The following is a 16968-nucleotide window of genomic DNA, read 5'->3' as shown; positions in this document are numbered from 1 at the left end:
TTCTCTCAATGGTTATTCAATTACCGTTACACGTCCCTGTTCCACATGAAACATCCTACTGGGAGGCGTGTGTAACGAATCGACTATTGCAGCAGGATCAATGGCGGTCACAAAAACTTGTGCTCCGGTATCCGTTAACTGCTTAAGCAATAGCTGCCTATGCTGTGCATCCAACTCGGACGGAAGATCGTCCACAAGATAAATACTGTTTTTATCTATTTGTTGTTTGAGCAACTTTCCCTGTGCAATACGCAGTGCACAGACTAATAATTTCAATTGACCACGGGACAGGGCATCCTGCGCCGGCAAAGTGCCTACACGAAGTCTAAGGTCAGCTTTATGGGGACCGCTGACGGTATGACCTGTGGCCAAATCTCTGGAATATTGGTTTTCGAGTAGTTCTGCAAAATCCGTTTTACTATCCCAGCCGCGCGTAAATGAAACCTTCACATCTACACTCGGTAAAAACTCCCCGATTATACCCTTAAGTAGCTCATTTAACGAGTCTACATAATGGTTTCGTATTTCGGTGACCTGCTCGGCATAGCGCACAAACTCTTGGTCCCAAAATTGAATATGACTGTAAGCTGAACCGTTCTTAAGTAATTGATTTCTTTGCTTAAGAACGCGACGAACATTCGTCCAAGCGCCATAAAACTGTGGGTCAGCATGAAATGCGCCCCAATCAATAAATTGTCGACGGGATTTTGGGCCTTCAAACAGTAAAGAAAAGCTTTCAGGTGTGATCACTTGAATAGGTAAAGCTTCGGCTAAGGTCGACAGACGTTTGACTTTTTCGCCGTCGATTTTCACTTCCGTCTCACCATTGCGAAATCGGCGTAAACCAATTTTACTGTCACCGCGCGCTAAATTTAAAGTCGCAAATAGCGTTAACTTATCGTCATCGTGATTAATCACTCGTTGGGATAAATGACTGCGAAACGAGCGCCCCATACCGAGGAAATAAATGGCTTCTAAAATACTGGTTTTTCCGCTGCCATTTTGACCATAAATCACGTTAATCCCAGGTGCTGGGATTAACTGTGCGGACTGAATGTTGCGAAACGCTTCGATATTGAGACGGGTCAGGCTCATGCATTACTCATTAAGCCGCGTAAACGGCGTAGGCAAGGATTCATAGCACTTAACGAGCAACTCAATCGCTGCCACAGGCTAAGACTATCGGTAAATGAGTGAAAGAATGGCCAATGCTGTGCATTAAACACTGTGCCGCCGTTAAGCGGCATAGACATCGAAGACAGAGGTACAGACACGGGTAACGTAAAAATCGATGGTTTATAAGCGCATCGGCATAACCACATACATGGAATCTTCTTCCAAATGGTTTTCGATTAGGGCGCTGGAGTTACCATCAATGAGCGTGATACGCACATCATCGGACTTAAGGTTGTTGAGCACGTCCAGTAAGTAACTGACGTTAAAACCAATTTCTAAGGCCTGATTGTTGTATTCCACATCGATGATTTCTTCCGCTTCTTCCTGTTCAGGGTTATTAGCGGTGATCTTGAGCAGACCATTTTCGAGTTGAATACGCACACCACGGAATTTTTCATTGGATAAAATAGAAGCCCGCGTCAGCGCTTGCTTCAGGTGATTACGACTCGCAATCACAATTTTATCACCGCCCTTTGGCAATACACGGCGATAATCAGGGAAGCGACCATCGACTAATTTACTGGTAAATACTGTGTTAGCCGTGGTGGCACGAATAGCATTATCACCAATAGCAATGGTGATATCGAGATCGTCAGACTCCAATAAGCGCGCCATTTCAATTACGCCTTTACGAGGCACAATGACTTGTTTTTCCGGTAATTGTGCTTCAATCGTACGATGACTTAAGGCTAAACGATGGCCGTCGGTCGCTATCGCACGCAACACATTACCTTCAGTTTCAAACAATAAACCGTTGAGGTAATAGCGTACATCTTGGTTAGCCATTGAAAACTGCGTCGAGTCGATAATTGACTTCAACACGCCCTGCTTCAAGCTAAATTCAATCTCAGCTTGGAAGGCTTCAACGTTGGGGTATTCTTCTGCGGGCAAAGTCGCTAAGGAAAAACGGCTACGACCTGAACGCAGCAACCATTTATTATCTTGTTGTTCGACTTTCAGTTCGCTTTGTTCTGGCAAAGACTTAACAATATCGAGCAGTTTCTTCGCCGGAACCGTAGTACGACCTTCTTCGATATCACCGTGAACCACTGCTTGGCCCACGAGTTCGACTTCTAAATCTGTACCAGTCAGCTTAAGTGAGTGACCACTTACTTCTACAAGGAGGTTAGACAAAATGGGCAAGTTATGGCGTCTTTCTACCGCACCACACACCAATTGCAACGGCTTTAATAGGGCATCCCTATCAATTGAGAATTTCATCGTGTCCAAATTCCTTGTTTTAAGAAGATAAGGTTCTAATCAAATTAGCATAATCTTCTTTAATGTCGTGGCTCTCTTCCCGTAGCTGAGCAATCTTACGACAGGCATGCAACACTGTGGTGTGATCTCGACCACCAAAAGCATCACCAATTTCCGGCAAGCTTTGGTTAGTTAATTCTTTGGATAACGCCATTGCAACTTGCCTTGGGCGCGCGACACTGCGTGAACGACGCTTAGACAACATATCAGCCATCTTGATCTTGTAGTATTCAGCTACGGTTTTCTGAATATTGTCTATAGTGACTAATTTTTCTTGAAGTGCCAAGAGGTCACGTAAGGCTTCACGAACAAAATCAATAGTAATTGGCCGACCCGTGAAGTTAGCGTTGGCGATAACGCGGTTTAATGCCCCTTCTAGCTCGCGTACGTTTGAACGTAAACGCTTAGCAATAAAGAAAGCCACTTCATCGGGCAAGTTAATGCCGCTCTCTTGAGCTTTACGCATCAAAATCGCTACGCGGGTTTCTAACTCTGGTGGCTCAATTGCCACAGTTAAACCCCAACCGAAACGCGATTTCAATCTGTCTTCAACACCGTCGATCTCTTTTGGATAACGATCTGAAGTCAAAATAATTTGGTGATTTCCTTCAAGCAACGCATTGAAGGTATGGAAGAATTCTTCTTGGGATCTGTCTTTATTGGCAAAAAATTGAATATCATCGATAAACAAGGCATCGACGCTACGGTAATAACGTTTAAATTCTTCGATCGCGTTGTTTTGCAGCGCTTTAACCATGTCCTGGACAAAACGCTCGGAATGCATGTAAACCACTTTGGCATTAGGATTATTTTTAATGATCCCGTTACCGACAGCGTGCAACAAGTGAGTCTTACCTAGACCTGTTCCGCCATATAAAAATAGTGGGTTATAAGCACCACCCGGATTTTCAGCCACTTGTAACGCCGCAGCCTTACCTAATTGGTTAGACTTACCTTCTACGAAGTTATCAAACTGGTAGCTCGGATTAATGTTACTGCGGTGATTCGCGTTCGCCATAGGCTCGGCTTGGACATTAAACGTCGTGCCTACCGTCGCTTTAGTTTGGGTATTCGCTACACGAGTTGGCGCAATCGGTGCTGGAACACTAGGCTTTTTCGCCGAAGGACGACTACCTATATCGAAACGCAATTTAGGCGCGTCGCTACCCATTTGCTCAGTAAAGAACTGATTAATGATATTGATGTACTTATCTCTGACCCAATCAAGCACGAAGCGGTTGGGCGCATAAAGCACCAGAGTATCTCCATCCATTTCGGCTTGTAACGGTCTGATCCACATACTGAACTGCTGAGCAGAAAGCTCATCTTGCAGTCGTCCGATACATTGTTGCCAAAGTGAAACAGCCACTTAGTTATCCCCAAAAGATCATCAAAAAAGAAATGTATTCTATAGCGAGATCTCAAGGATCGCTATCCTTAAAAAATATTTATCCCCAGCGAGATCATTCTATGTGGATATCCTCGATCATCAAAGATCCAAAACGATCCTTTTATTCAGCACTAACCGCAAATCCTGCTTTATTAAGCGATCCACATTGATCTATAATGGCGCCCCTTCGATCGGCTCGAAGATCCCCTGCACTACTACATGTAGTGTCCGTACACAGAGTTATCCACATCTTATGGTGTATTCTGGGGGTTGATCTAAGGATACGCTGGCAGAAATAAAGCACTTACTTACTTTCGTTGTTGACGTGACTAAGTATTGTGATTACAATTCGGCCTCTTTTTTGCCCTTACCTCTATCCTAGAGATAAGGATATGTTCACTAATAACAAAGACGGATTGCCATCATGAGTAAACGTACTTTTCAACCTAGCAACCTGAAGCGCAAGCGTTCTCACGGCTTCCGCGCTCGTATGGCTACTGTAGGCGGCCGTAAGGTGCTTGCACGTCGTCGTGCGAAAGGTCGCGCTCGTTTATCTGCTTAATAAGTGGGTAACTAGTTGACTAGCTATACCTTTTCGCGGGAGTTACGTTTGTTAACTCCCGCGCAATTTAAATCTGTATTTTCCAATCCCATCAAAGCATCTTCTGCTGAAATTACCTTGCTCGCTATTCCTAACACGGAACAACATCCGCGTATGGGCCTTACTGTTGCTAAACGCTATGTAAAACGCGCCAATCAACGTAACCGTATTAAGCGCGTGATCAGAGATAGTTTTCGCTTGAATCAACACGACATTCCTCATCTTGATATTGTTGTGCTTGTCAGAAATGGCGTGATGGAAATGGAAAACGCTGAAATCAACAAATTGATAGAAAAGCTATGGCGCAAACTCAGTCGCCGCTACAATGGCTAGCGACCACGTTAATTCGTGGCTATCAAGTATTCATAAGCCCTATACTGGGCCCTCGATGCCGTTTCAATCCCACCTGCTCTCACTACGCTATTGAAGCAATAAAAGTGCATGGAACCGCGAAAGGTTGTTGGTTTGCATTGAAACGCATATTAAAATGTCACCCTTTACATCCCGGCGGTAGTGATCCCGTCCCCCCTAAAAATGATAGGTGTAATAAATAGGCTATGGAATCTCAACGCAATATATTGCTCATAGGACTACTGTTTGTCAGCTTTTTGCTGTGGCAACAGTGGCAAGCAGACAAAGCTCCTAAACCCGTTGCAACCGAATCGTCCTTAGTGGCGAACGCGGCAAGCTCGCACAGTGCCGATGTTCCAGAAGCTGATACAGGTGTTCCTGCTGCAGCAGTTACTGCAAACAGCAAACTGATTACGGTAAAAACAGATCAGTTAGACATTCAGATCAATCCAGTGGGTGGTGACATCGTTTTTGCTGCGTTAGTTTCGCACAAAAAAGAACTAGAGAAAGATCAACCATTCGTATTGCTTGAGCAAACGAATGATTTCACTTATATCGCTCAAAGCGGCCTAATTGGTCGCGATGGTATCGATAGCAGCGCAAAAGGCCGTGCCGCATTTAGCACAACGGCAACTGAATATACCTTAGCCGAAGGCCAAGATACCTTAGAAGTACCGTTAACTTATATCGCTGACAATGGTGTGACTTACACTAAAGTGTTCGTATTCCATCGCGGTAAGTTCAACATAGATGTTGACTATAAAATCAACAACACTTCAGCAGCACCACTGCAAGTTCAGATGTACGGTCAGATTAAACAAACGATCAAGCCATCTGAAAGCAGCATGATGATGCCTACCTATCGTGGTGGTGCGTTCTCAACGAATGATGTGCGCTATGAAAAATACAACTTTGACGACATGGCCAAAAGTAACCTGAACCAAGCCACTTTAGGCGGTTGGGCAGCCATGTTACAACACTATTTCGTTTCAGCTTGGGTGCCACCCGCAACTGACAGCAACACTATTTTTTCTAGTGTCAGTGCTGGCGGTTTAGCTAATATTGGTTTCCGCGGCGCGGTATACGATATTGCACCTGGTGCCAGCCAAGAAATTAGCTCACAGTTCTATGTTGGTCCTAAGGATCAAGCGGCACTGTCAGCGATTTCTGAAACCTTAAATCTCGTGGTCGATTACGGTTTCTTATGGTGGTTAGCAGTTCCTATTCACTGGCTATTGATGTTCTATCAATCATTCGTCGGTAACTGGGGTGTGGCAATTATTCTGATCACGTTAACCGTTCGTGGTTTACTGTTCCCGCTGACAAAAGCACAGTACACCTCAATGGCGAAGATGCGTAATCTGCAACCTAAGCTGACAGATTTGAAAGAACGCTTTGGTGATGACCGTCAAAAGATGGGTCAAGCCATGATGGAACTGTATAAGAAAGAAAAAGTTAACCCTATGGGTGGCTGTTTACCTATTATTTTACAGATGCCAATCTTCATTGCCTTATACTGGGTATTGCTAGAAAGCTTCGAATTACGTCATGCACCATTTATGCTGTGGATCCACGATTTATCGGTACAAGATCCTTACTACATACTGCCGCTGCTGATGGGCGTCTCTATGTTTGTAATGCAGAAGATGCAACCAATTGCGCCGACAATGGATCCAATGCAAGTGAAAATGATGCAATGGATGCCAGTAATCTTTACCGTATTCTTCCTGTGGTTCCCATCAGGTCTAGTACTGTACTGGTTAGTAGGTAACATAGTTGCCATCACGCAGCAGAAGATTATTTATGCAGGTCTTGAGAAAAAAGGCTTAAAATAAGCCCTACCTTTAGCAAAGCATAAAGTGAAAATAATACTAAAGGCGGCTAAATTAGCCGCCTTTTCCTTTACATGATTTGGTAGATATTAGTTTGGTGGGTATTTCCGTGACAACTGACACTATCGTGGCTCAAGCCACCGCGCCCGGACGTGGCGGCGTTGGCATCATCCGAATTTCAGGCAACAAGGCCAGTGATGTCGCTATGGCCGTATTGGGTCATCTTCCTAAAACAAGATATGCCGATTATTGCGACTTTAAAAGTGCAACAGGCCAAGTAATCGACCAAGGCATAGCGCTGTTTTTTAAAGGCCCCAATTCCTTTACTGGCGAAGATGTATTGGAGCTTCAAGGCCACGGCGGCCAAATCGTTCTAGACATGCTGATCAAACGTGTAATGGAAGTCGGTGGTATTCGAATAGCCAAACCCGGTGAGTTCAGCGAACAAGCCTTTATGAACGACAAGCTAGACTTAACCCAAGCCGAAGCGATTGCCGATCTTATCGATGCCACCAGTGAGCAAGCGGCTAAAAGCGCGCTGCAATCACTCCAGGGTGAATTTTCTAAGGAAGTCCATGAGCTGGTGGATCAAGTCACTAACCTACGTTTATATGTAGAAGCTGCGATTGATTTCCCCGATGAAGAAGTCGACTTTTTAAGTGATGGTAAAATTGCCAATGCACTCTACAAAATCATCGACAAACTTGACCTAGTGCAAGCCAGTGCTAAACAAGGTTCTATCATCCGCGAAGGCATGAAAGTCGTGATCGCGGGTCGTCCTAACGCTGGAAAATCCAGCTTATTAAACGCCTTAGCCGGTAAAGAATCGGCTATCGTTACCGAAATTGCTGGTACAACACGGGATGTATTACGCGAGCACATCCACTTAGATGGCATGCCGCTGCACATTATCGATACCGCAGGTCTACGCGATACGACAGATACCGTTGAACAAATTGGTATAGAACGCGCTTGGAATGAAATAAACAGTGCTGATCGAGTGCTATTCATGGTGGATGGCACCACCACTGCCGCCGTTAATCCCCATGATATTTGGCCTGATTTTGTCGATCGCCTGCCCTCAAATTTAGGTGTAACAGTGATCCGCAATAAAGCCGATCTCACTGGCGAAGACTTAATGATGACCGAAGAACAAGGTTATAGTGTTTACCGGATCTCGGCTAAAACGGGCTTAGGTGTTGAACAGTTAAAGCAGCATTTAAAATCACTCATGGGCTACCAGAGTAACCTCGAAGGTGGCTTTATCGCCCGGCGTCGTCACTTAGAAGCCCTTGAACTCGCCGCAAGCCATCTGCAATTGGGTAAAGAACAATTAGAAGTGTATCTAGCAGGAGAACTGCTGGCAGAAGAGTTACGCATGTGCCAATTAGCACTATCAGAAATCACTGGCCGCTTCACTTCTGACGATTTACTCGGCAAGATTTTCAGCTCTTTCTGTATCGGAAAATAACTAACCTTAATATTATTTCCATATAAATCAGCCCATACAATATGGGCTGATTTTTTATCTACAACCGAATATTTCCACTCATCGGCTAACTCATGATTCGACGTGGCGGTAATGATCTTGCATTTGATAGGATCTTGCATAAAGCGCGAATATCAATGCCGCCAAGATGGCAAAACCTGCGAAGAAAAACATCTGAAATGCGGTAATACTGATCCCCGTCTGGGCAATTTGTTCGGTCACAGCCGGACTTTTCACACTGACGTTCGCCAGTAACACCCATAAGTTACCGACAGTCACAGATAAGGTCCAAAAACTCATAATAGTGCCTTTCATGGCTTTAGGCGCTTGGCTGTAGGCAAACTCTAGCCCAGTGGCTGAGACTAATACTTCACCAAAGGTGAGCAAAGCATAGGGCACAATCTGCCAAAATATTGATAATACCGAGCCGCCATCCATCACCAATTGAATGCTACCAACCACTATCCAACTCACGCCCGTGATGGCAATCCCAGCCCCCATTTTACGCAAAGCAGTTAACTTTATCCCCATGCGTTCAATCGCCGGATATAACACAAAGTTATTAAATGGGATCAATAACATAACTAGTAATGGGTTTAAAGCTTGCATCATGGCGGGTTCAAACCATTGCGGTTTAGACATGTCATTGGCTTGCAATATCCATGTGGACGCTTTCTGATCGAACAAAGACCAAAAAGGAGTCACTAACGCAAATAAGATTAAGATCCGTAGTACTGAACGCACCCCATCAACGGCGATATCCGGATGGATCCCCCTAGCCCGTTCGAGTTGCAATGAAGCTCCAGCGCCAACAAATCCCATCACTAGCACTAACGCACAACACAAACCAGCAACGATACCTAAGGTTGGAATATTCACTAAGGCATACGCTGCAGAAATTATCCCAACTAAAGCTAACACTAAACCTATGTTGGCTTGGCCAGCGATTTTAGTGAGCAATGCGGTACGAATAACGGGTAAAAAACCATGGGGATTTTTCGGTTCGGGTGGCATATGCACATAACGTTTGCGGCCTAACCAGAAGAACACAGTTGCAATAAACATCAACACACCAGGGATCCCAAATGCGACCGCAGCACCATAATATTTCAATAGTAATGGCATAGATAACGAGGCGAAGAAGGAGCCAAAGTTAATCGTAAAATAAAACAGATCAAACGCTTTCTGCGCCAATGTTTTATTGGTTTGATCAAATTGATCCCCCATAAAGGAAGAAACCAAGGGCTTAATCCCACCCGATCCGAGCGCAATTAAAAATAATCCCGTATAAAACCCTTGAATGCTGTGTTCAAAAATAGCGAGAAACGCATGACCAACACAGTAAATCAAGCTTAACCATAAGATAGTATTGTATTTACCGAAAAAACGATCGGCAATCCAACCACCGAGTAACGGGAAAAAGTACACTCCAATGACAAAGGAATGGAACACATCCTTAGCCATAGTTCCACGCAGTTCTTCTGGAATAGACAACAAAAGTGCTGTCATCAAGAATGGGGTAAGAATATTCCGCATACCGTAAAAGCTAAAACGTTCACAAGCTTCACTGGCTATGATGTAAGGAATTTGCCGTGGCCACTGGGGCGCATTTACGGGTGTTGTCATGGATCATCCTATTATAATTATTTGATTTTAAATGAAATTAACTTTTTAAATATATTAATTATGTATCAAGAAACTAAAGGTAACATGTAAGCGAAACCAACCTTATATAAAGGATGCAAAAACTGCAAAAATCACGTATTGCTTCTGTGGTCCTATCCACATTTCCTTTATGATGAACATAATAATAGCCATTCAGCTATCTATTTAATTGAAATTAGTTTTAAAAACAACAACACACTGAGAAATCATAATGGCAAAGATTGAAGTAATCGTTGGTACAACATTGGGCAGTGCAGAGTATGTTGCCGACGAAATGATGGCCCAGTTAACGGAGCAAGGACACCAAGTTCAAGTTCATTTAACCCCAACATTGTGCGAAATAGACACCCATGCACTGTGGATTATCGTGTCATCAACTCATGGAGCTGGTGATCTTCCAGATAATATTCAGCCTTTTTTCAACGAAATTACCGAGCAAAAACCGGATCTCAGCCAAGTAAACTTTGCCTTATGTGCAATTGGTGACTCAAGTTACGATACCTTTTGCCAAGGCCCAGAAAAATTAATTTCGGCCATTCAAGACTGCGATGCAAAAGCCTTTGTGGATAAGATCCAGATCGATGTACAGCTTGATCCTGTGCCGGAAGACCCAGCCCTTGCATGGTTAGTACAATGGCAACAGGACATTTAAGATCGCTTATTGGATAAGGTCCCGATCTATGTACAGTTTAGATCCTATTTATCCACAATTTACTTATTTAAAGTATAAACATGTGGATAAGCTATTATTTAGATCTGATCAACCTCTGTACTATTCACAGTCCGATCTGCTTAATGATCCGCCTTGTGGATAAGTAGGCGATCTATCCCCATGTTTAATGACATTAGATCGCGATCAGATCACAGGATCAAGATCGCGCTAATTAATGATTTATATCATGAATTTGGGTTATGCACAGAAAAACGCGATCCTAATAGTAAACATAATAAGAAGATCTATATAAAGATCTTAAGATCTATTAGTCCGGATCATCTCGATCGAACAGCGTAAAATGATCATTCACCTAAGACGAAGCAAATGCTAAAATGCTCGGCTCGTACTGAGTCTCTTAGCAATTGAAGGTAGTGGCATGCATTTTCATGAACGGTTTGATGTTATTGTTGTTGGTGGTGGTCATGCCGGAACTGAAGCCGCGTTGGCAGCAGCAAGAATGGGATCAAAAACATTATTACTAACGCACAATATCGATACGTTAGGACAAATGTCATGTAATCCAGCGATCGGTGGCATAGGCAAAGGCCATTTAGTGAAAGAAATTGACGCCTTAGGTGGTGCAATGGCAATCGCAACCGATTATGCAGGGATCCAATTTAGAACCTTAAATTCAAGTAAAGGCCCAGCAGTACGAGCAACACGAGCACAGGCTGACCGTGCACTGTATCGTCAAAAAATCCAAAATATATTACAAAACCAACCTAACTTACGTATTTTCCAACAAGCAGTAGATGACTTAATTGTTGAAAATCATCAAGTAGTTGGTGTAGTTACCCAAATGGGTTTAGCTTTTGAATCTCCAGCTGTTGTATTAACAACAGGTACATTCTTAAGCGGCAAAATTCATATAGGCTTAGAAAACTACAGCGGTGGCCGTGCAGGCGATCCACCAGCGATTGCTTTAGCAAATCGATTACGTGAATTACCGATCCGAGTCGGCCGTTTAAAAACAGGTACACCGCCACGTATCGATGCAAACACGATCGATTTTTCTCAAATGGCTGAACAGAAAGGCGATTCTCCGTTACCTGTCATGTCATTTATGGGGGATGTCAGTCATCATCCAAAACAGATTTCTTGCTGGATCACTCACACCAATGAAAAAACCCATGAAATTATTCGTGGTGGTTTAGACAGAAGCCCTATGTATTCAGGCGTCATCGAAGGTATTGGTCCACGTTATTGCCCATCGATTGAAGACAAGATCCACCGCTTTGCGGATAAATCTTCGCATCAGATCTTCATCGAACCAGAAGGTTTAAATACCAATGAGATCTATCCTAACGGGATCTCTACTAGCTTACCTTTCGATGTACAGTTGAATTTAGTTCGTTCGATCAAAGGCATGGAAAACGCAGAAATCATGCGTCCAGGTTATGCGATCGAATACGATTATTTCGATCCAAGAGATCTGAAAAACTCATTAGAAACCAAAGCAATCAACGGTTTATTCTTCGCTGGACAAATAAACGGTACTACAGGTTATGAAGAAGCCGGTGCTCAAGGTTTGTTAGCAGGCATGAATGCCTCGCTGCAAGTGCAAGGCAAAGAAGCCTGGTGTCCACGCCGTGACGAAGCGTATCTTGGAGTACTAGTTGACGATTTATCGACTCTGGGTACCAAAGAACCGTACCGTATGTTTACTAGCCGTGCCGAATACCGTTTGCTACTCCGTGAAGATAACGCTGATATTCGCTTAACGGCAAAAGGTCGCGAATTAGGTTTAGTTGACGACACTCGCTGGGCGGCATTTAGTGAGAAGTTAGAATCGATCGAACTTGAGTTACAACGTTTGCGCGCTCAATGGGTACATCCAAATTCACCTTTGATCCATGCGTTAAACCCACATTTGAATACGCCGATCTCTCGCGAAGCATCATTTGAAGAATTACTGCGTCGTCCAGAAATGGATTACAGCAAGTTGATGCAGATCGAAGGTTTTGGTCCAGGGCTTGAAGATCCACTGGCGGCTGAGCAAGTTCAGATCCAAGTGAAGTACTCTGGTTATATTCAACGCCAGCAGGAAGAGATCAACAAAGCCGTGCGTAATGAGAACACAGGTTTACCTTTGACGCTCGATTACAAAGAAGTACCGGGCTTGTCGAATGAAGTGATTGCTAAGTTAAATAACCATAAACCAGAAACCATAGGTCAAGCGTCACGGATCTCTGGTATTACGCCTGCGGCTATTTCAATTTTGTTAGTTCACCTCAAAAAGCGTGGCTTATTACGTAAGAGTGCGTAAAAGCTAGCTTAATCGCTGCTTAGGTCATAGAAGGGAAGCATTCAGGCTTCCCTTCATCGTTTTCGGGCTTCATAATAGCCTTCGCGTTCATAATCGTATCTTTGTTGAGGTTGCTCAGTGTTATCTGCCCAGTTAGAGGCTTATTTAGCCGAAATTAATTTGCCCGCAACCGTCGAGCAGAAAAAACAACTAATTGATTTTGTTGGCATGCTCAACAAATGGAATAAAGCCTATAACCTGACATCGGTGAGAGATCCCGAAGCTATGCTGATCCGTCATATCATGGACAGTTTAGTGGTTTCAAAACACCTGCAAGGTGAACGTTTTATCGATGTAGGCACTGGACCGGGTTTACCTGGGATCCCGTTAGCCATTATGAACCCCGATAAACAATTTGTGTTATTGGACAGCTTAGGTAAACGTATTCGTTTTCAAAAACAAGTGTCTTTTGAATTAGGCATACATAACATCAGCTCAGTTGAAAGCCGCGTAGAAGCTTATCAACCGGAGGATAAATTCGACGGCGTATTAAGTCGTGCATTTGCCTCAATCCAAGATATGCTGACTTGGTGCCATCATCTCCCCGCCGAACATGGACAGTTTTATGCACTTAAAGGCCAGTTGAATGATGAAGAGATGCAACATATTCCAAATGGATTTGTGGTAAAAGAAGTTATCGAGCTTAAGGTGCCTAAACTCGATGAAAAAAGACATTTATTGAAGATAATCAAAGAATAACAGGCTTAAAAGTGATAAATAAATCATTTATAAGCAAGGGCAATAAACCAGCATTTACATACAGGGTGATATTGTGGGTAAAGTGATTGCCGTGGCTAACCAGAAAGGTGGCGTAGGAAAAACAACTACTTGCGTTAACCTCGCCGCTTCGTTAGCAGCAACAAAACGTAAAGTATTATTGATAGATCTCGATCCTCAAGGTAATGCCACCATGGGGAGCGGTGTCGATAAGTATGACGTAGCTAATACAGCCTATGAATTATTGGTTGAAGAAAAATCTTTCGACGAGATCGTCATTAAAAACACTGCGGGTAAGTATGATCTGATCGCCAGTAATGGCGATGTCACTGCGGCAGAAATCAAATTGATGGAGTTTTTTGCCCGTGAGATCCGTTTGCGTAACGCGCTCGCACCGATCAAAGATCAATATGATTATATCTTTATCGACTGCCCTCCTTCATTGAACATGTTGACCGTAAACGCTATGTCTGCGGCCGACTCTGTACTCGTGCCTATGCAGTGTGAATATTATGCCCTCGAAGGCTTAACTGCACTGATTGATACCATCACTAAGCTTGCTGCTATGGTTAATCCTGGACTTGGCATCGAAGGCATTTTACGTACTATGTATGATCCGCGTAATCGTTTATCTAATGATGTGTCCGATCAGCTAAAACAGCATTTTGGTGACAAAGTCTACCGTACTGTTATCCCACGTAATGTGAGGCTGGCAGAAGCACCAAGTTTTGGAGCGCCTGCTATGTATTACGATAAATCGAGTGCTGGCGCTAAGGCGTATCTAGCGCTTGCGGGTGAAATGATCCGTCGTTCAGAACAACAAACTCAGGCTAAGCAAGCGTAAAGGATCACCATGACGTTAAAGAAAAGAGGATTAGGCAAAGGGTTAGATGCCCTACTGAGTAACAGCCATGCCGCCAGTAAAAAGCACACTGACGAAGCTGATGTTGTCGATAAAAAAGAAGAGCTTATCCATCTCGATTTAGACTTATTACAGCCAGGTAAGTATCAACCTCGTAAAGACATGTCCCCCGAAGCGTTGGAAGAACTGGCACACTCTATCCGCAATCAAGGCATTATTCAGCCTATCGTTGTGAGACAAGTGACGAATAACATGTATGAGATCATTGCGGGTGAACGTCGTTGGCGTGCTGCGCAACTTGCTGGCTTGAATAAAATCCCCTGCATAGTAAAGCAAGTAGCTGATGAAGCCGCTGTTGCTATTGCTTTGATTGAAAACATCCAGCGTGAAGACTTAAATGCCATGGAAGAAGCTATTGCATTGCAACGTTTAATGCAAGAATTTGAACTGACTCACCAACAGGTTGCCGATGTTGTGGGAAAATCCAGAGCGAGTGTATCTAACTTGTTACGTTTAAACGGCTTAAATGAGCCTGTTAAGCGTCTACTCGAGTATGGCGACATTGATATGGGTCATGCTCGCGCTTTGTTGGCAATTGAGGGAGAAGAACAAACAAATCTTGCGAGATTAGTGGCTGCTAAGGAATTAACCGTTCGCGAAACTGAACGATTAATTAATCAAACCTTAAATCCGCCTAAACAAGCCGAAACTACGACTAAAGATCAAGATGTTTGTCGTTTAGAGCAGCAGTTAATTGAAAGATTAGGTGCCAAGGTTTCGATCGCTCATAGCAGTAAGGGTACGGGTAAAATTGTAATTAACTATCAGAATCTGGCTGAATTAGACGGAATTCTTAGTAAAATTCATTAATGTCTGTAGATTAACAGTTTTTAATGTAAATTTGTGACAGATGCTAATCTTACATTTTAACTCGTTTGGCGCGAGATCACGTTAAAAGTGTTGTTTTTCCTTATCTCAAAGTTGCAATGAAGGCGTGAAAAGGTATACTTTCGCAAGCTTTTTGTGCATCGACATAAATACGGGTATTTGTCATCCGGTCATCGAAACAAAAAGTATGAATGCGGAGAGGATGAATTGAGTAAGGTTTTAGCGCGTCGTGGCCGGTGGTCAGCCTATAAATTGGTGATGATGCAGGCGGCGGTCGCTGGGGGTGCTTCAATTCTCTTTTTCGCCGTGTGGGGAGTTCAGTTTGGCTATTCTGCATTAGCAGGTGGTTCAATCGCTGTGCTCCCTAATTTTGTATTCGCAACCCTCGCTTTCTCCCACACGGGAGCAAGTTCAGCTGCAAAAGTCATAAAGACTTTTTACTGGGGGGAAGCGGTAAAGTTGCTGTTAACCATCGCAATGTTTTCGTTTGTGTTTATCAATCTTAAGGTCGCTTTTATGCCGCTTTTTGTTTGTTATGTGCTGACGCTAATCGTGCATTGGACAGCTCCTTTATACTTCAAGCAAAGTTAAGTGGGATGAATCATGGCTGCAACTGGTGAAGCGTTAACACCGCAGGGCTATATCCAACATCACCTTACCAACTTAAGTGTTGGTGAAGGCTTTTGGACATGGCACATTGATTCGTTGTTCTTTTCGGTTGGTCTTGGTGTTCTGTTCCTGTGGATTTTCCGCAGCGTTGGTAAAAAAGCGACTTCCGGTGTTCCTGGCAAACTGCAATGTTTTGTTGAGATTATCGTCGAGTTCGTAAATAACAGCGTGAAAGAAAGTTTTCATGGCCGCAATGCTCTGATCGCGCCTTTAGCTCTGACCATTTTTGTATGGGTATTCATGATGAACTTCATGGATATGATCCCTGTAGATTGGCTGCCTCACGCAGCAAGTTTAATGGGTATTCCCTATCTAAAAGCGGTTCCGACGACTGACGTTAACATTACTTTTAGCTTAGCTATTGGTGTGTTCGTGCTGATTATTTTTTACAGCATTAAGGTCAAAGGTGTGTCTGGGTTTGTTAAAGAATTGACACTACAGCCCTTTAACCATAAGGCAATGATACCCGTCAACCTCCTATTAGAGACTGTTACTTTGATTGCTAAGCCAATTTCATTGGCATTGCGACTCTTTGGTAACTTGTACGCAGGTGAGTTGATCTTCATCCTTATTGCGCTGATGTATGGTACCAACTTGTTATTATCTACCCTAGGTGTGACTCTGCAACTGGGCTGGTTAATATTCCACATTTTGGTTATCACGCTGCAGGCGTTTATCTTCATGATGTTGACTATTGTTTATTTAAGCATGGCGCATGAAGATCATTAAGGATTGCTGAAGAAATTTTAAACTAAATCATCAACTAATATAGATTTAGATACTGGAGATACAGATGGAAACGATTTTAGGCATGACAGCTATAGCTGTTGCTCTGCTGATTGGTATGGGTGCTCTTGGTACTGCAATCGGTTTCGGCTTATTAGGCGGTAAGTTCTTGGAAGGCGCTGCGCGTCAACCAGAAATGGCTCCTATGCTACAAGTTAAAATGTTCATCGTAGCGGGTCTTCTTGACGCCGTAACTATGATCGGTGTTGGTATCGCATTATTTATGCTATTTACCAACCCACTGGGTGCAATGCTGTAAAAA

18 protein-coding genes are annotated in these 16968 nt (G+C 43.5%); 13 read left to right on the top strand and 5 right to left on the bottom strand.

Features of this window, described 5'->3' with window-relative positions; genetic code table 11:
• Window positions 1-12 precede the first annotated feature (12 nt).
• The 4 genes from recF to dnaA are packed head-to-tail and all read right to left on the bottom strand — an operon-like array spanning window position 13 to window position 3805.
• Window positions 13-1095 carry a DNA replication/repair protein RecF gene (recF, locus tag KO537_RS21285; RefSeq protein ID WP_219235718.1) on the bottom strand — a complete coding sequence of 361 codons (1083 nt, stop codon included), beginning with the start codon at window positions 1093-1095 and terminating at the stop codon, window positions 13-15.
• A complete protein-coding gene (locus tag KO537_RS21280) occupies window positions 1092-1322 on the bottom strand; it encodes a hypothetical protein (RefSeq protein ID WP_219235716.1) in 231 nt (76 codons plus the stop codon). Before KO537_RS21280 ends, recF begins: the two co-directional genes overlap by 4 nt.
• On the bottom strand, window positions 1297-2397 hold the full coding sequence (gene dnaN / locus KO537_RS21275) for a DNA polymerase III subunit beta (protein WP_105250803.1): 1101 nt from the start codon (window positions 2395-2397) through the stop codon (window positions 1297-1299). The genes KO537_RS21280 and dnaN overlap by 26 nt, the downstream gene beginning before the upstream one ends.
• Before the next feature lie 19 nt (window positions 2398-2416).
• Window positions 2417-3805, bottom strand: coding sequence for a chromosomal replication initiator protein DnaA (gene dnaA / locus KO537_RS21270; RefSeq protein ID WP_006083826.1), 1389 nt, complete (start codon window positions 3803-3805; stop codon window positions 2417-2419).
• Window positions 3806-4250: 445 nt separating this feature from the next.
• On the opposite strand from dnaA, the gene rpmH reads away from it, so the two are divergent.
• The 5 genes from rpmH (at window position 4251) to mnmE (ending at window position 8081) form a co-directional block, all read left to right on the top strand.
• Window positions 4251-4388, top strand: coding sequence for a 50S ribosomal protein L34 (gene rpmH / locus KO537_RS21265; protein ID WP_006083827.1), 138 nt, complete (start codon window positions 4251-4253; stop codon window positions 4386-4388).
• A gap of 15 nt (window positions 4389-4403) precedes the next feature.
• Window positions 4404-4760 (top strand): ribonuclease P protein component, encoded by a 357-nt coding sequence (gene rnpA, locus KO537_RS21260; RefSeq protein WP_105250802.1) that lies wholly within the window; start codon window positions 4404-4406, stop codon window positions 4758-4760.
• Entirely contained in the window at window positions 4727-4981 is a 255-nt protein-coding gene (gene yidD, locus KO537_RS21255; RefSeq protein WP_006083829.1) for a membrane protein insertion efficiency factor YidD, read from the top strand. Before rnpA ends, yidD begins: the two co-directional genes overlap by 34 nt.
• 3 nt (window positions 4982-4984) lie before the next feature.
• Window positions 4985-6613 (top strand): membrane protein insertase YidC, encoded by a 1629-nt coding sequence (yidC, locus tag KO537_RS21250; protein WP_105250801.1) that lies wholly within the window; start codon window positions 4985-4987, stop codon window positions 6611-6613.
• A gap of 106 nt (window positions 6614-6719) precedes the next feature.
• A complete protein-coding gene (gene mnmE, locus KO537_RS21245) occupies window positions 6720-8081 on the top strand; it encodes a tRNA uridine-5-carboxymethylaminomethyl(34) synthesis GTPase MnmE (RefSeq protein ID WP_131524518.1) in 1362 nt (453 codons plus the stop codon).
• Between the two features lie 90 nt (window positions 8082-8171).
• On the opposite strand, the gene KO537_RS21240 is transcribed toward mnmE, so the two are convergent.
• The gene (locus tag KO537_RS21240; protein WP_219235714.1) at window positions 8172-9725 is read right to left on the bottom strand and encodes an oligopeptide:H+ symporter; all 1554 of its coding nucleotides are present in this window, start codon (window positions 9723-9725) and stop codon (window positions 8172-8174) included.
• A 250-nt stretch (window positions 9726-9975) separates the two neighbouring features.
• On the opposite strand from KO537_RS21240, the gene mioC reads away from it, so the two are divergent.
• The 8 genes from mioC to atpE all read left to right on the top strand — a co-directional run bounded on the left by mioC (window position 9976) and on the right by atpE (window position 16965).
• A complete protein-coding gene (mioC, locus tag KO537_RS21235; RefSeq protein ID WP_219235712.1) occupies window positions 9976-10416 on the top strand; it encodes an FMN-binding protein MioC in 441 nt (146 codons plus the stop codon).
• A gap of 439 nt (window positions 10417-10855) precedes the next feature.
• Complete coding sequence (gene mnmG, locus KO537_RS21230) at window positions 10856-12745, top strand: tRNA uridine-5-carboxymethylaminomethyl(34) synthesis enzyme MnmG (protein WP_219235711.1); 1890 nt, start codon at window positions 10856-10858, stop codon at window positions 12743-12745.
• A 117-nt stretch (window positions 12746-12862) separates the two neighbouring features.
• Window positions 12863-13483: a 16S rRNA (guanine(527)-N(7))-methyltransferase RsmG gene (gene rsmG / locus KO537_RS21225; RefSeq protein WP_105250797.1), complete on the top strand. Its 621-nt coding sequence runs from the start codon at window positions 12863-12865 to the stop codon at window positions 13481-13483.
• A 73-nt stretch (window positions 13484-13556) separates the two neighbouring features.
• Window positions 13557-14345: a ParA family protein gene (locus KO537_RS21220; RefSeq protein ID WP_105250796.1), complete on the top strand. Its 789-nt coding sequence runs from the start codon at window positions 13557-13559 to the stop codon at window positions 14343-14345.
• Window positions 14346-14354: 9 nt separating this feature from the next.
• Window positions 14355-15233, top strand: a complete 879-nt coding sequence (locus tag KO537_RS21215; protein ID WP_105250795.1) for a ParB/RepB/Spo0J family partition protein — start codon at window positions 14355-14357, stop codon at window positions 15231-15233.
• A gap of 225 nt (window positions 15234-15458) precedes the next feature.
• Window positions 15459-15842 carry an ATP synthase subunit I gene (locus tag KO537_RS21210; RefSeq protein ID WP_105250794.1) on the top strand — a complete coding sequence of 128 codons (384 nt, stop codon included), beginning with the start codon at window positions 15459-15461 and terminating at the stop codon, window positions 15840-15842.
• Between the two features lie 12 nt (window positions 15843-15854).
• Window positions 15855-16649, top strand: a complete 795-nt coding sequence (gene atpB / locus KO537_RS21205) for a F0F1 ATP synthase subunit A (RefSeq protein ID WP_105250793.1) — start codon at window positions 15855-15857, stop codon at window positions 16647-16649.
• Between the two features lie 64 nt (window positions 16650-16713).
• Entirely contained in the window at window positions 16714-16965 is a 252-nt protein-coding gene (atpE, locus tag KO537_RS21200; protein WP_006083840.1) for a F0F1 ATP synthase subunit C, read from the top strand.
• The last annotated feature ends 3 nt before the right edge of the window (window positions 16966-16968 follow it).

The organism is Shewanella sp. NKUCC01_JLK (assembly GCF_019345615.1).
Lineage (GTDB): Bacteria > Pseudomonadota > Gammaproteobacteria > Enterobacterales > Shewanellaceae > Shewanella > Shewanella oncorhynchi.
This window is presented reverse-complemented; position numbering and strand designations above follow the sequence as displayed.

Bases quoted from the DNA above. Each gene is read 5' to 3' on its own strand.
- recF (WP_219235718.1), bottom strand. From the start codon at position 1,095: ATGAGCCTGACCCGTCTCAATATCGAAGCGTTTCGCAACATTCAGTCC.
- KO537_RS21280 (WP_219235716.1), bottom strand. From the start codon at position 1,322: ATGTGGTTATGCCGATGCGCTTATAAACCATCGATTTTTACGTTACCC.
- dnaN (WP_105250803.1), bottom strand. From the start codon at position 2,397: ATGAAATTCTCAATTGATAGGGATGCCCTATTAAAGCCGTTGCAATTG.
- rpmH (WP_006083827.1), top strand. From the start codon at position 4,251: ATGAGTAAACGTACTTTTCAACCTAGCAACCTGAAGCGCAAGCGTTCT.
- yidD (WP_006083829.1), top strand. From the start codon at position 4,727: ATGGCGCAAACTCAGTCGCCGCTACAATGGCTAGCGACCACGTTAATT.
- yidC (WP_105250801.1), top strand. From the start codon at position 4,985: ATGGAATCTCAACGCAATATATTGCTCATAGGACTACTGTTTGTCAGC.
- KO537_RS21240 (WP_219235714.1), bottom strand. From the start codon at position 9,725: ATGACAACACCCGTAAATGCGCCCCAGTGGCCACGGCAAATTCCTTAC.
- mioC (WP_219235712.1), top strand. From the start codon at position 9,976: ATGGCAAAGATTGAAGTAATCGTTGGTACAACATTGGGCAGTGCAGAG.
- mnmG (WP_219235711.1), top strand. From the start codon at position 10,856: ATGCATTTTCATGAACGGTTTGATGTTATTGTTGTTGGTGGTGGTCAT.
- KO537_RS21215 (WP_105250795.1), top strand. From the start codon at position 14,355: ATGACGTTAAAGAAAAGAGGATTAGGCAAAGGGTTAGATGCCCTACTG.
- atpB (WP_105250793.1), top strand. From the start codon at position 15,855: ATGGCTGCAACTGGTGAAGCGTTAACACCGCAGGGCTATATCCAACAT.
- atpE (WP_006083840.1), top strand. From the start codon at position 16,714: ATGGAAACGATTTTAGGCATGACAGCTATAGCTGTTGCTCTGCTGATT.